Raw genomic sequence first — 14,257 nt, 5'->3', positions numbered from 1 at the left:
AGCGGCGGGTGAGTCTCACAGGTCTAGCGCAGCGTATGAGTAAAACAAGTTTTCAGCGACTGGTGCTTGGCCTTGTCTTGAGTTCCTTATTGGTGGGTTGCTCAAGCTCTCCGTCCAGCGGCGCTCGGGTTGTCGACCGAAACGGTGCCAGCGCCGTGCCGCAAAAACCGACAGTCACCACCGGGCAATATGTAGTGCGAAAGGGGGACACGATGTTCTCAATCGCCTTCCGTTACGGCTGGGATTACAAGGCGCTCGCAGCTCGTAACAATATTCCTGTGCCGTATACGATACATCCCGGGCAAACCATCCGTTTCGATGGGCGTACCGGTTCGGCATCTACGGCAGTTGTGACAAAGTCCGGATCTTCGGCCTCGTCCTCAAGCAAAACCACAATCATCACCAGGCCTGCAGGCACCGCTGCGCCTACGGTTGCGAGCAAGCCGGCAGCCACGCCGTTGCCACCTGCCGGGCCGGCGCCGACCGGTTGGGGATGGCCTTCAAACGGGGTGCTGATTGGAAAATTCTCTTCAAACGGTAGTTTGAATAAAGGCATTGATATCGCCGGGGATTTGGGACAGCCTGTTTTAGCTGCGTCTGATGGGACAGTGGTTTACGCCGGGAGTGGTTTACGGGGCTACGGCGAGCTGGTCATCATCAAACACAGCGATACCTACGTCAGTGCCTACGGTCATAACCGCAGGCTGTTGGTTCGGGAGGGGCAGCAGGTCAAAGTCGGACAGACAATTGCCGAAATGGGGTCAACTGGTACAGACCGGGTGAAACTGCACTTTGAGATTCGCCGCCAAGGGAAGCCTGTAGATCCGCTGCAATTCCTACCCCGTCGTTGATGTGTTGCACAGCCTGTTCCCTCACGTAGAAGGAACAGGCTCCAGCGTTGCCAAGGATAAAGGCGTCGCTTGAGCTTGAGGTCGAACTCACCAAAGGACTATAACAATGGCTCTCAGTAAAGAAGCGCCGGAGTTTGACATCGACGATGAGGTTCTCCTTGAAATGGAGATCCTCACCGAAAAGGAATCGATGTCGAATGATGAAGGAGCTGCTAAACCTTCAGTTCGCACCAAATCCAAAAACGCCACCGCGTTAAAGCAGCACAAGTACATTGACTACACGCGGGCGCTCGACGCTACGCAGTTGTACCTCAATGAAATTGGCTTTTCCCCTTTGCTGACTCCCGAAGAAGAAGTCCATTTTGCGCGCTTGTCGCAAAAGGGCGATCCGGCTGGGCGCAAGCGCATGATTGAAAGTAACTTGCGGCTGGTGGTGAAAATCGCCCGACGCTACGTCAATCGTGGCCTGTCGCTGTTGGACCTGATCGAGGAGGGCAACCTGGGCTTGATCCGGGCAGTGGAGAAGTTCGACCCTGAGCGGGGCTTCCGCTTCTCTACCTATGCCACCTGGTGGATTCGCCAGACCATCGAACGGGCGATCATGAATCAGACCCGTACGATCCGGTTGCCGATCCATGTGGTCAAGGAGCTCAACGTCTACCTGCGGGCGGCACGTGAGCTGACACAAAAACTCGATCATGAACCTTCGCCTGAGGAAATCGCCAACCTGCTGGAAAAGCCAGTGGGCGAGGTTAAACGCATGCTCGGCTTGAACGAGCGCGTGTCTTCGGTCGATGTCTCGCTGGGTCCGGATTCGGATAAAACCCTGCTGGACACCCTGACAGATGATCGCCCGACAGATCCTTGTGAGCTGTTGCAGGACGATGATCTTTCCCAAAGCATTGACCAGTGGCTGTCCGAACTCACGGACAAGCAGCGCGAGGTGGTGATTCGCCGTTTCGGCTTGCGCGGCCATGAGAGCAGCACCCTGGAGGATGTAGGCCTGGAGATCGGCTTGACCCGTGAGCGGGTGCGGCAGATTCAGGTGGAGGGCCTCAAGCGCTTGCGTGAGATCCTCGAGAAGAACGGCTTGTCGAGTGAGTCGTTGTTCCAATAAAGACGCAGTACAAAATGTGGGAGCGGGCTTGTGTGGGAGCTGGCTTGCCTGCGATAGCATCACCTCGGTGTACCTGATACACCGAGGTGTCAGTATCGCAGGCAAGCCAGCTCCCACATAAAGCTCGCTCCCACATTTTTTTGTGCCTGGTATTACCTGGGTGCCGGGACTAAATCCCAGGCATAAAAAAACCCCGCTTTTAAAGGCGGGGTTTTTTCGACTAAGTCAGTACAAGTTAGATAACTTGAACTTCTTCAGCTTGCATGCCTTTCTGACCGCGGGTAGCGATGAAAGAAACCTGTTGGCCTTCTTTCAGGCTTTTGAAGCCGTCGGATTGGATAGCTTTGAAGTGAACGAACAGGTCGTCACCGGATTGTGGAGTGATGAAGCCGAAGCCTTTTTCATCGTTGAACCACTTAACGGTACCAGTTTGGCGATTAGACATGGTGTATCTCCTTGGACAAAGTTAACTGCGACTCAGGAAAAGCCCTGGCCGAGACTGAGTGCAAAGAGCAGGAAAAATTCTTGGAGATGGTTGGATCGAAATTCAACATATCGTGTAGAGATTCTCAGTGACACAAGCAGCACAGTGGCGCCACCTTAACCCTTTTTCCGGGACGTGCCAATGGTATTTCCGAAGGTTTCTCTATTTTCGTGACTGGCGGTGGTATTTACAGTCGCCTGGCACTGTAATGTGGGGCCCGGCCCCGCTGGCTGCCGCTTATAGACGGCTGCACATTCATCAACAAATGCCCTGCGCCCTTTGAACCCCAGGGCCAGCCCCGGTAAGATGCCCAACAGAATTTTTCCACCTCGCTATTCAGGACACCCGCCATGAGCATCAAATCGGACAAGTGGATTCGCCGCATGGCGCAAGAACACGGCATGATCGAACCTTTCGTTGAACGCCAGATCCGTGGCGAAGGCGCGGCTCCCGTGATTTCCTACGGTGTTTCCAGCTACGGCTACGACGTACGCTGTGCCGATGAATTCAAGGTGTTCACCAACATCAACTCGGCGATCGTCGATCCGAAAAACTTCGACGAAAAGAGCTTCGTCGACGTTAAAAGCGACGTGTGCATCATTCCGCCAAACTCCTTTGCCCTGGCGCGCACCGTGGAGTTCTTCCGTATTCCACGTGACGTGTTGACCATCTGCCTGGGTAAAAGCACCTACGCGCGCTGCGGCATCATCGTTAACGTGACGCCGCTTGAGCCGGAGTGGGAAGGCCACGTGACCCTGGAGTTCTCCAACACCACCACCTTGCCGGCAAAGATCTACGCCAACGAAGGCGTGGCGCAGATGCTGTTCCTGCAGTCCGACGAAGCCTGTGAAGTGTCCTATAAAGACCGCGCCGGCAAGTATCAGGGCCAGCGTGGCGTTACTCTCCCACGCGCTTGATCGAAAGGTCTTACACGCAAAGGGAATTAGTCTGCGTGAAGTGACTCTATTGGGTGTACTGCCTCGGTGCGTGCAAAACGCGCCGAGCCACGCTTGAGGAGTACTTTATGAAGATCGACCCGCGAATCAGCGCCGAACTCGCCCGGCTTGAACCCAACCAGATTGGTGTTCTGGCCTGGTCCCTGATGGCCGACCCAGCGTATGCGGGTGGCATCCCTGGCCAACCTGACGAAGATTGGCCGCAGCAGCCCACCGAGCCCGGTGAGCCAGTCCTTCCCGATGAGCCGCCTCCCGCGCCTGTCGCCTGACTTATCAAAAAGACATGGCTGGCGCTTCAGCACACCGGCCATACGTCTTGATCGCCGATCACAAATACTTGCCGATCGTCGCTTTTCTCTACGGAGTAACCGCCGGTAAAAGCTCCGAATGCCGGCAGCAAGCTGATCTTCGAGCCGATCTGGAAACACGGCAAACGCAAACTCTGCCGACCTTTGCCGCGCAACCGGTACACAGGATGCACATGCCCGGCCAGCACATGCTGGCTGGGATGGGCATCCGGCTCATGCTGCAATGCAAATGGCCCCATCAATAGCGGCTCGGCCACCACTTCAATCCTCAAGTCGGCAGGCGGGTCGCCAGCGCGTTTATCGTGATTGCCGCGAATCAAGGTCAGGTTCAGTGCGTGATTGCGCTCGCGCCAGGTTCTCAAGGCGCTCAGGGTGCCGCTGGCGTGCGAACCCGGGCCGTGCAGGAAGTCACCGAGAAAGATCACCTGCGCGCACGGTAGGGCCGATAACAGGCGGTCCAGGCGCTGCAGGTTGTCGGTAGTGGTGCCCTGCGGCACCGGTTGCCCGAGGCTGCGATACGCCGAGGCCTTGCCAAAATGCGCATCGGCGATCAGCAGGCACTGGCGGGCGGGCCAGTAAATCGCCTTTTCCGCCAGCAGCCACAACTCCTCACCCTCAAGCGTCAGCGAATAATGCATCAACGTTTCCCGGTATCCGCGACTTTTTCCAGGTCCTTGACCATGCGTGCAATACGCTCGGACAGCTTCTCCGAACTCATGCTCTCGCGCATTCGCTCAACCAGCAGTGGAAAAGCCAGCGGCGTCGGCCGTTCGATCATGTGCAGGTCGAGTTTCAGCGCCGACAAATGACGCAATGTCTCTTCCAGCCGACGAATATCCAACTCATCACGCAGGACTTCTTCTCCGGCCTGGGTCAGCAAAAGGTTCTCTGGGTCGTATTGTTTGAACACCTCAAAGAACAAGCCGCTGGAAGCCTGCACCTGCCGTGTGCTTTTCGGCGCGCCAGGGTAACCGGCAAACACCAGCCCGGCGATGCGGGCGATTTCGCGAAAGCGGCGCAGCGCCAGCTCACCGGCATTCAAGCTGGCCGCCACGTCCAACAGTAAGTTCGTTGGGCTCAGCAACGCTTGATTCAACACAACCGGCCAGTCCACCGGCGTAGCGCTCAATAGTTCCAGCCCGTAATCATTCACCGCAATCGAAAAGGTCACCGGCTGGCCTTGGCTGACCCTCCACGCCAGCAGGCTCGCCAGCCCCAGATGCACCTGGCGACCGGCGAACGGGTAGAGAAACAGGTGCCAGCCTTCCCGCGACTTCAGGGCTTCCGCCAGCAAGTACGCACGTGTCGGCAGGCCAGACCAGCGCAACTGGGTTTGTAACAGGGGTTGCACCGCCCGCATCTCCGGGCCATCGAAGTGCCCGTGGGCCGCTGCATCAAAGCGCTCGACCACCGCCTGCGCCAATTCATTGGATAGCGGCATGCGCCCACCATTCCAGCGCGGCACGGCCGCCTTTTTCGCGGTGCTGCGCCGTACGTACGCGGTCATGTTTTCCACTCGCACCAACTCCAGCAAACGCCCTGCAAACAAAAAACCGTCGCCAGGCTTGAGCCGGGCGATAAAACCTTCCTCGACACTGCCCAGATTCTTGCCGCCGCCGCCCTTGCTCCAGAATTTCAACTGGATACTCGCATCGCTGACGATAGTGCCCACGCTCATGCGATGACGCCGCGCCAGGCGTGCATCCGGCACGCGCCACATGCCATGCTCGTCGGGTTCCACTCGGCGGTAATCCGGATAGGCCGTCAACGACAAGCCGCCATGGCGCACAAACCCCAGCGCCCAGGCCCAATCGGCATCAGTAAGGTCACGATAAGCCCAGGCATCACGCACCTCCGCCAACAGCGCATCCGGGGTAAAACCACCGCCCAGGGCCATGCTCACCAAGTGTTGTACGAGCACATCCAATGGCTTGTAGGGCGATTCGCGAGCTTCGATGCGCCGCTGCGCTATCGCGTCCTGGGCGGCGGCGGCTTCCACCAGTTCCAGGCTATGGGTTGGCACCAACGTCACCCGTGATGGCCTGCCTGGCGCATGACCAGAGCGGCCGGCGCGCTGCATCAGGCGTGCCACGCCTTTGGCCGAGCCGATTTGCAGCACGCGCTCCACTGGCAGGAAATCCACACCCAGGTCCAGGCTCGAGGTACACACCACGGCCTTGAGCTGGCCGTCTTTCAGGGCCCGCTCCACCCAGTCGCGTGTTTCACGCGACAGCGAGCCATGGTGCAGGGCAATCACGCCCGCCCAGTCCGGACGCGCCTCCAGCAACGCCTGGTACCAGATCTCCGACTGTGCCCGCGTATTGGTAAACACCAGGCAACTGCTGCTGGCGTCCACTTCGGCCACCACTTGCGGGAGCATCTTCAAGCCGATATGGCCAGCCCAGGGAAATCGCTCGGTGGTCGGCGGTAACAAGGTGTCGACCTTCAGTTCTTTAGCCGTCTGCCCCTGCACATTGATCCCACCGCCTTGTGGGACAAGAACCTCAAGGGCGTGAGACTGATTGCCCAAGGTCGCGGAAATCCCCCACACCATCAAATCCGGATGCCAGCGCCGCAAGCGCGCCAACGCCAGTTGCAGTTGCACGCCACGCTTGTTGCCGATCAGTTCGTGCCACTCATCCACGATCACCATGCGCAGGTGCGCCAGGCTGGTCTCACTGTCGGCACGCGCAAGCATCAATGTCAGGCTTTCCGGCGTGGTCACCAGCGCGGTGGGCTGACGCCGGGTTTGGCGCGCGCGTTCGCTGCTGCTGGTGTCGCCGGTACGCAGGCCGACACTCCATGGAATCTCCAGTGCCGCCAGTGGCGCCTCCAGGGCGCGCGCCGTGTCGGCGGCCAAGGCGCGCATGGGCGTGATCCACAACACCGTCAGTGGCTCAGCGGGCGCTTTGCGTTTACCGGTGGCGGGCGGGCGAGTGACGGCGAAGCGGTTGAGGGCGGCAAACCACAGCGCATAGGTTTTACCCGCGCCGGTGCTGGCGTGCAGCAGGCCTGATTGGCCGTCTTTAACCGCCGCCCACACGGCTTTTTGAAAGGCGAACGGCTTCCAGCCCTTGGTGGCAAACCATGTTTTGGCGAAATCGAGGGGTTTTGCCATTCGGCAGCTGACGCTCTGGAGGCTCTATGTCAGAGACCCTCCAGGCGTCGCAAAGGTTTACTTCAAGTTACCGCTCAGAAATTGCTGCAGGCGCTCGCTCTTCGGGTTGCCCAACACATCTTCGGGCGTGCCTTGCTCTTCCACCAGGCCCTTGTGCAGGAACAGCACCTGGTTCGACACCTTGCGCGCAAAGCTCATCTCGTGGGTGACCATGATCATGGTGCGGCCTTCCTCGGCCAGGCCCTGGATCACTTTCAACACTTCGCCGACCAGTTCGGGGTCGAGGGCCGAGGTGGGTTCGTCAAACAGCATCACCTCCGGCTCCATGGCCAGGGCGCGGGCGATGGCCACCCGTTGCTGTTGGCCACCAGAAAGGAACGCCGGGTATTGATCGGCCACGCGTGCCGGCAGCCCGACCTTATCCAGGTAGCGACGGGCACGGTCTTCGGCGTCCTTCTTGCTGCAACCCAGTACCCGGCGCGGCGCCATGGTGATGTTTTCCAGCACGCTCATATGGCTCCACAGGTTGAAATGCTGGAACACCATCGCCAACCGCGTACGCAGGCGTTGCAATTCGGCGTCGTCGGCCACGCGCATGCCATGGCGGTCGCTGACCATGCGGATCTGCTGGCCATCAAGGGTCATGGCGCCGTCGTTGGGCGTTTCAAGAAAGTTGATGCAGCGCAAAAAGGTGCTTTTGCCCGAGCCGCTGGCGCCGATCAGGCTGATCACATCACCGGTGTTGGCCTTGAGCGAGACACCTTTGAGCACTTCATTGTCGCCATAGCTTTTATGCAGGCCTTCAACGGTCAATTTGTACATGGGGCGTGCATCCTCAAGGCGAAAGTAGGTAGCCGCTGCGGTAGGCTTGCGTGCCTGCAATATGGCTGATCACCATGCCGGCAGTGGCCATGCGCCGCAGCGAACGGGCGTAAAGCAGGCCGGCATGTTTGCAGTGCACAGGCGTTACGCGGTCAGTAATGGGGTCGATGATTTCGGCGATCAGTTGCCCGGCTTCCAGGTATTCACCGGGCAGGGCGCTGAACACCAGCAAGCCGCCGACCGGCGTGGCCACCGGTTCCACGCCCGCCAGCGGCGTGGCCGGGTAGGGCAGCTCGGGCAGGGGCGCCGCGTCACCTTTAATGGCACCGAAGTGAGTCAGGTAATCGATGATCGCCTGGCAATCCAGCGCCGCCAGGCCGTGGTTGACGTCGCCCTGGCCGCGCAGTTCGACGGTCACCGAAAAGCTGCCCATCGGGATCGGGAAGCGCTCGCCGAAGCGTTGCTGCAACTGCCACCACACTAGCGTGAAGCACTCGTCGAACGACTGCCCGCCGGAGTCGGTCGCCAGCAAGTTGGCTTCCGAGCCGATATAGCGCGCCAGCGGCTCCACCTGCGGCCAGGCCTCGGGGGTGGTGTACAGATGTGCCACGGCTTCAAAGTCGCAATGCAGGTCCAACACCATGTCGGCATCGCAGGCCAGGCGTTGCAACACCAGGCGTTGGGATTGCAGCTGGGTAGCAGGCGTTTGCGCCGCAAGGGCCAGGCTCAGGGCGTCGCGAATAAGCTCGACGTTGTGCGTGGGGTCGTCGCCCAGCAGGTCTTCGACCTGATTGCCGACCTCCTCACTGAGGTCGACAAACAGGCGATTGAAATTTTGCCCGCTTTCCAGCTCGTAGCGGCCCAACGGAATGTCCATCAACACCTGCTCAAGTCCCACCGGATTGGCGATGGGCACCAGCACGATCTCACTGCGCAGGCGCCCAGCCGCCGCCAGCTCCGCCAGGCGCAGCTTCAGGTGCCAGGCCACCAGCATGCCCGGCAGCTCATCGGCATGCAGTGATGACTGGATATAGATCTTGCCTTCAGCCTGTTCCGGGCCGAAGTGGAAACTGTGAACCTGCCGCGCCGTGCCCGGCACCGGCGCGATCAGTTCATGCACCTGATGACGCATGATGACTCCTTAGTGGCTCGGCCCGAGAAAGGCCAGCCAGCGACGTTCCGCCAGACGAAACAGCCCGACCAGCGCGAAGGTCACGGTCAGGTAGATCAGCGCGGCGATGCCGAATGATTGAAAGGTCATGTAGGTGGCCGAGTTGGCATCCCGCGCCACCTTGAGAATGTCCGGCACCGTCGCGGTAAACGCCACCGTGGTCGAGTGCAGCATCAGGATCACTTCGTTGCTGTAGTAGGGCAGCGAGCGGCGTAGGGCCGAGGGCATGATCACATAGGCATACAGCTTCCAACCGCTCAGGCCGTAAGCCTTGGCCGCTTCGACTTCGCCATGAGCCATGCTGCGGATCGCGCCGGCGAAAATTTCCGTGGTGTATGCGCAGGTGTTGAGGGCGAAGGCCAGAATGGTGCAGTTCATCGCATCGCGAAAGAACGCATCCAGCACCGGTTGCGCGCGCACGGCGGCGATGCTGTAGATGCCGGTGTAGCAAATCAACAGTTGGATATACAGCGGCGTGCCACGAAACAGGTAGGTGTAGAACTGCACCGGCCAGCGTATGGAGCGTTTGCGCGAAACGCGGGCGATGGACAGCGGAATCGAGACCAGAAAGCCGATCACCAGCGCCGCGCTGAGCAGCCACATGGTCATCGCCAGCCCGGTGATGTGCTGACCGTCGCTATAAAGGAAAGGCCGCCAGTATTGCTGGATAAGTTCGATCATCGCACGGCCTCCCGGGACCCAGCGGAGTAGCGGCGCTCAAGCCAGCGCAGGACGACGTTGGATGCACTGGTGATCAGCAGGTAGATCAGCGCCGCGATGACCAGAAAATAGAACAGCTGATAAGTACTCTTGCCCGCATCCTGCGCGGCCTTGACCAGGTCCGCCAGACCGATGATCGACACCAGCGCGGTGGCCTTGAGCATCACCATCCAGTTGTTGCCGATGCCCGGCAAGGCAAAGCGCATCATCTGCGGGAAGGTCACGAAGCGAAACCGCTGCCCGCGCGTGAGCCCGTAGGCGGTCGCCGCTTCCAGCTGGCCACGCGGCACGGCGAGGATCGCGCCGCGAAAGGTCTCGGTGAAGTAGGCGCCATAGATGAAGCCCAGGGTGATGACCCCGGCGCTGAATGGGTCGATCTCGATGTAGTCCCATTCCATAAAGTCGGTAAAGCCGGTCAGCCAGATTTGCAGGCTGTAGAAAATCAGCAGCATCAGCACCAGGTCGGGCACGCCGCGAATCAAGGTGGTGTAGAGCTGGGCGGGGATGCGGATCAGGCTGACGCTGGACAGTTTGGCGCTGGCGCCGAGCAGGCCCAGCAGGACGCTGACGGCCAGGGAGGCGACCGACAGTTTCACGGTCATCCACGTACCTTGCAGCAACAGCGGGCCGAACCCCTTCAAGCTGAAGGCACCCAGCCCCAGGGTTTGCAAAAGATCTTCAAACATGAATTCAGGACCTAATGGCGATAAAAAAGCGCCCACCGCAAACCGGTGGGCGCCGGGGTGTTATTTACCGCTGTAGAGGTTCAGGTCGCCGAAGTGTTTCTTCTGGATGGTGGCGTAGGTGCCATCATCGTGTAACGCTTTGATACCTTTATCGAGCAAGGCCTTGAGGTCTTTGTTACCTTTTTTGATACCGACCGCAGTTTTGGATGGCAGCAGTGGGTCATCGATGGCCTTGCTGACTTCGTAGTCAGCGCCGGCTGGCGACTTCAAAAAGCCCAGTTCGGCTTGCAGCATGTCCTGTACGGAAGCATCCAGGCGGCCTGAGGTCAGGTCGGCGTAGACCTGGTCCTGGTTGGCGTAGGCCTTGGTGGTCACACCGGCTTTGTCCAGCACGGCCTTGGCGTAGGCTTCCTGGATGGTGCCTTGCTCGTAGCCCACGGATTTGCCCTTGAGGGACTCAGGCGTGGAGAAGTTCGCGCCCTTTTTGAACACCAGGGACGTCGGGCCGGAGAACAGCTCGCTGGAGAAATCGATCGCCTTTTCACGGGCTTCGGTCACGGTCATCGAGGAAATCACACCGTCGAACTTGTTGGCGTTGAGGCCTGGAATCATGCCGTCGAAGTCGCTTTCAACCCACTTGCACTTCACTTTCAGCTCGGCACAGATCGCATTGCCCAGGTCGATATCGAAGCCTACGAGGCTGCCGTCGGCGGCCTTGGACTCGAATGGCGCGTAGGAAGGATCGACACCAAAACGCAATTCCTTGTATTCCTTGGCCAGCGCGGTACCAGCAGCCATGCACAGAGCCAGTGCAGAAAGGGTCAGCAATGCTTTTTTCATTATGTAATCCCTGGAAACCAAGATAAGCGCTTGTGGCGCGGTTAGGACTGTTACTGAACGGTGTCAGACGGATCACAAGTAGCAATTTCTGCACCATAGTTCCGAATGAGTGTTTTAAAAGGTGGGATAAGGGAGATGTGAGTGTAGGAGATGCCCGAAAATGGGCATGGAAAATTCAGCGCACCATTTTGAAGCAAATGAAATTCAAAATGCGGGAGCGGGCTTGCCCGCGATAGCGGTGTGTCTGCCCAATCTCTCTAAGCTGACCCACCGCCATCGCGGGCAAGCCCGGCTCCCACAGGGTTTTGCAGTGTTTGGGGGGAAGGGGTCAGGTCAACAAATCCTGCAACGTGCCGAGGTTGTCGGCTTCTTCCACTGTCTTATCCTGCCGCCACCGCAACATCCTGGGAAACCGTACGGCAATCCCGCTCTTGTGGCGTTTGGACAAGGCAATCCCCTCAAACCCCAGCTCAAACACCATGCTCGGCGTTACGCTGCTGACCGGGCCGAATTTTTCCACCGTGGTCTTGCGCACGATGGTGTCGACCTTGCGCATTTCTTCGTCAGTCAGCCCTGAATAAGCCTTGGCAAATGGCACCAGCGTGCGTTCAGTGCCGGGCGGGCCGTCCCACACTGCAAAGGTGTAGTCGCTGTACAGACTGGCGCGGCGGCCATGGCCGCGCTGGGCGTAAATCAGTACGGCATCGACACTGAACGGGTCGACTTTCCACTTCCACCACACGCCCATGTCCTTGGTGCGGCCCACGCCGTACAGGCCATCGCGGGCTTTTAGCATCATGCCTTCCACGCCGAGGCGGCGAGAGTCTTCGCGTTGCTCCGCCAGGTCCTTCCAGCTCTTGCCCGTCAGCAAGGGCGATGGCAACAGCACGGGCTGGTTGCACTGCGCGATCACTTGCTCAAGCTGGATGCGGCGCTCGGCCTGGGTGTGGTTGCGCCAATCGTCGCCCTGATGCTCCAGCAGGTCATAGGCCAGGACCGCGACGGGCGCATCCTCCAGGACCTTTTTGCTCAAGGTTTTGCGACCGATGCGCTGTTGCAACAGCGCGAAGGGTTGCACCGCGTCTTTCCACACGACAATTTCACCATCGATCACCGTGCCATCCGGCAGGCCGCTGACCAGGCTGTGCAGTTCGGGGAAGCGCTCGGTGACCAACTCTTCACCGCGCGACCAGACCCACAGGCGACCGTCGCGCTTGACCAGTTGCGTGCGAATGCCGTCCCACTTCCATTCCACCTGCCAGTCGGCGGGTGCGCCGAGCAAGGCGTCGAACTGCTCCACCGGTTGCGCCAGCCCATGGGCCAGAAAAAACGGATACGGCTGACCGCCGCGTTGCGCATGCTCGTCGGACGATTCGGCGGCGATCAGTTTGAGGTAGCCTTCGGCCGTAGGCCGGTTGGACAAATCGGTGTAGCCCACCAAGCGTTGTGCCACACGTTTGCTGTCCAGGTCGGCCATGGCGGCGAGGGCGCGGGTGACCAGCAGTTTGGACACGCCGACACGAAAACTGCCGGTGATCAATTTGATGCACACCATCAGGCTCGGCTGATCGAGCTGCGCCCATAACGCCGGCAGGCGTTCGGCCAATTCCAGCGGCGGCAGGCCACGCAGGGGCAGCAGCTTTTCCTCCAGCCACACTGCAAGCCCGTCTTCCGAGGTATAGGAGGATTCGGGCAACAACAGGGAAATGGTCTCGGCCAGGTCGCCTACCGACTGGTAACTTTCTTCGAATAACCAAGGTTCTATGCCCGATGCTGCGGTGGCCATGTCGCGCAGCAGACGGGTCGGCACCAATTGCCGGGGCCGCCCGCCGGAGAGGAAGTACACCGCCCAGGCCGCATCTTCGGGTGGCGCCTGGCGGAAGTAGGCTTGCAGCGCGGCCAGCTTGGCGTTGCTGGAGGTGGTGGCGTCGAGGTTGGCGTACAGCTCGGCGAAGGCTTTCATGCCGTGGCCTCTTCTTCGTCATCGCCGTATTCGGTGGTGAAACCCTGGGCATCCAGGCCTTTTTCCCGCAAGTGGCGTACCAAAACGCCTACGGAACCATGGGTGACCATCACCCGTTCGGCGCCGGTCTGTGCGATGGCCCACAGCAGTCCGGGCCAATCGGCGTGGTCCGAGAGCACAAAGCCTCGGTCCACACCGCGCCGCCGTCGCGTGCCACGCAGGCGCATCCAGCCGCTGGCGAAGGCGTCGCTGTAGTCGCCGAAGCGCTTGATCCAACTGCTGCCACCGGCGGACGGCGGCGCAATGATCAGTGCCTGACGCAGCAATGGGTCAGTCTTTTTAAAGTCCCCGGCATATAAGGTTTCGGGGATGTAGATGCCGGCCTCGCGGTACACGCGGTTCAGCGGTTCCACCGCGCCATGGCTGAGAATCGGGCCGATGCTGGCGTCGATGCCATGCAGGATGCGCTGGGCTTTGCCAAAGGAATAACAGAACAACACGCTGGCTTTGCCGACCGCGATATTGGCCTGCCACCAATCATTGATGCCGGCAAAAATCTGCGCCTGGGGTTGCCAGCGGTAAATCGGCAGGCCGAAGGTGGATTCAGTAATAAAGGTGTGGCAACGCACCGGCTCAAAGGGCGCACAGGTGCCATCGGGTTCGACTTTGTAGTCGCCGGAGGCTACCCAGACTTCGCCCTGGTATTCCAGGCGCACCTGCGCGGAACCGAGCACATGCCCGGCGGGATGGAAACTCAGGGTGACGCCGTGGTGGATGAGTTTTTCGCCGTAGGCCAGGGTTTGCAGGTTGATGTCCTGGCCCAGTCGCGAACGCAGGATGCCTTCGCCGGGAGCGGCGGCCAGGTAATGCTGGTTGCCGGTGCGGGCGTGGTCCCCATGGGCGTGGGTGATGACGGCGCGGTCCACCGGGCGCCATGGGTCGATGTAGAAATCTCCCGCAGTACAATAGAGGCCTTCGGGGCGGGCGATGACAAGGTCCATGGGCGTGCCGGGGCAGTGGGCTTATCAGGTATGAGGGGAGCGAGACTTGAGAAGTTCTATCTAAATGCAGGCGATCAAATGTGGGAGCTGGCTTGCCTGCGATTGCGGTGTGTCAGTCGATTAATTAGTGACTGACACACTGTTATCGCAGGCAAGCCAGCTCCCACATTTTGATGGCGTGACGCGGAGCGTCACAGGATGCATTCCCACGCAGAGCGTG

Annotated in this window: 14 protein-coding genes; 4 read left to right on the top strand and 10 right to left on the bottom strand. The window is 59.8% G+C overall.

The window, feature by feature from the left end:
• Positions 1-8 precede the first annotated feature (8 nt).
• Together AB4P96_RS24910 and rpoS are read left to right on the top strand one after the other, a co-directional pair.
• Complete coding sequence (locus AB4P96_RS24910; protein WP_017137164.1) at positions 9-851, top strand: peptidoglycan DD-metalloendopeptidase family protein; 843 nt, start codon at positions 9-11, stop codon at positions 849-851.
• Between the two features lie 106 nt (positions 852-957).
• Positions 958-1,968 (top strand): RNA polymerase sigma factor RpoS, encoded by a 1,011-nt coding sequence (gene rpoS, locus AB4P96_RS24905; protein WP_017137165.1) that lies wholly within the window; start codon positions 958-960, stop codon positions 1,966-1,968.
• Positions 1,969-2,203: 235 nt separating this feature from the next.
• Here rpoS and AB4P96_RS24900 read toward each other — a convergent pair whose 3' ends face one another.
• Positions 2,204-2,413, bottom strand: a complete 210-nt coding sequence (locus AB4P96_RS24900) for a cold-shock protein (protein ID WP_002554837.1) — start codon at positions 2,411-2,413, stop codon at positions 2,204-2,206.
• Between the two features lie 389 nt (positions 2,414-2,802).
• Between AB4P96_RS24900 and dcd the strand changes: the two genes are divergently transcribed.
• Both dcd and AB4P96_RS24890 read left to right on the top strand, forming a co-directional pair.
• The gene (gene dcd / locus AB4P96_RS24895; RefSeq protein ID WP_017137166.1) at positions 2,803-3,369 is read left to right on the top strand and encodes a dCTP deaminase; all 567 of its coding nucleotides are present in this window, start codon (positions 2,803-2,805) and stop codon (positions 3,367-3,369) included.
• A 107-nt stretch (positions 3,370-3,476) separates the two neighbouring features.
• Positions 3,477-3,677 (top strand): hypothetical protein, encoded by a 201-nt coding sequence (locus AB4P96_RS24890; protein ID WP_017137167.1) that lies wholly within the window; start codon positions 3,477-3,479, stop codon positions 3,675-3,677.
• A gap of 26 nt (positions 3,678-3,703) precedes the next feature.
• Here AB4P96_RS24890 and pdeM read toward each other — a convergent pair whose 3' ends face one another.
• The 9 genes from pdeM to AB4P96_RS24845 form a co-directional block, all read right to left on the bottom strand.
• A complete protein-coding gene (gene pdeM / locus AB4P96_RS24885) occupies positions 3,704-4,354 on the bottom strand; it encodes a ligase-associated DNA damage response endonuclease PdeM (RefSeq protein WP_017137168.1) in 651 nt (216 codons plus the stop codon).
• On the bottom strand, positions 4,354-6,834 hold the full coding sequence (locus tag AB4P96_RS24880; RefSeq protein ID WP_395600191.1) for a ligase-associated DNA damage response DEXH box helicase: 2,481 nt from the start codon (positions 6,832-6,834) through the stop codon (positions 4,354-4,356). Before AB4P96_RS24880 ends, pdeM begins: the two co-directional genes overlap by 1 nt.
• 57 nt (positions 6,835-6,891) lie before the next feature.
• Positions 6,892-7,656 (bottom strand): ABC transporter ATP-binding protein, encoded by a 765-nt coding sequence (locus AB4P96_RS24875; protein WP_017137170.1) that lies wholly within the window; start codon positions 7,654-7,656, stop codon positions 6,892-6,894.
• A 13-nt stretch (positions 7,657-7,669) separates the two neighbouring features.
• Positions 7,670-8,788, bottom strand: a complete 1,119-nt coding sequence (locus tag AB4P96_RS24870; RefSeq protein WP_138452018.1) for a succinylglutamate desuccinylase/aspartoacylase family protein — start codon at positions 8,786-8,788, stop codon at positions 7,670-7,672.
• Between the two features lie 9 nt (positions 8,789-8,797).
• Positions 8,798-9,508, bottom strand: a complete 711-nt coding sequence (locus AB4P96_RS24865; protein ID WP_017137171.1) for an ABC transporter permease — start codon at positions 9,506-9,508, stop codon at positions 8,798-8,800.
• Positions 9,505-10,233, bottom strand: a complete 729-nt coding sequence (locus tag AB4P96_RS24860; protein ID WP_017137172.1) for an ABC transporter permease — start codon at positions 10,231-10,233, stop codon at positions 9,505-9,507. The genes AB4P96_RS24865 and AB4P96_RS24860 overlap by 4 nt, the downstream gene beginning before the upstream one ends.
• A 60-nt stretch (positions 10,234-10,293) precedes the next feature.
• Positions 10,294-11,073, bottom strand: coding sequence for a transporter substrate-binding domain-containing protein (locus AB4P96_RS24855; protein ID WP_017137173.1), 780 nt, complete (start codon positions 11,071-11,073; stop codon positions 10,294-10,296).
• Positions 11,074-11,401: 328 nt separating this feature from the next.
• Complete coding sequence (locus AB4P96_RS24850) at positions 11,402-13,036, bottom strand: ATP-dependent DNA ligase (RefSeq protein WP_395600190.1); 1,635 nt, start codon at positions 13,034-13,036, stop codon at positions 11,402-11,404.
• Positions 13,033-14,037 carry a ligase-associated DNA damage response exonuclease gene (locus AB4P96_RS24845; protein WP_017137175.1) on the bottom strand — a complete coding sequence of 335 codons (1,005 nt, stop codon included), beginning with the start codon at positions 14,035-14,037 and terminating at the stop codon, positions 13,033-13,035. The genes AB4P96_RS24850 and AB4P96_RS24845 overlap by 4 nt, the downstream gene beginning before the upstream one ends.
• Positions 14,038-14,257 lie beyond the last annotated feature (220 nt).

Origin of the sequence: Pseudomonas sp. B19125 (genome assembly GCF_044218855.1) — a bacterium.
In the GTDB taxonomy this organism is placed as follows: domain Bacteria; phylum Pseudomonadota; class Gammaproteobacteria; order Pseudomonadales; family Pseudomonadaceae; genus Aquipseudomonas; species Aquipseudomonas edaphica.
Note: the sequence above shows the minus strand (reverse complement) of the source record. Positions and strands in the feature narration are given on the sequence as shown.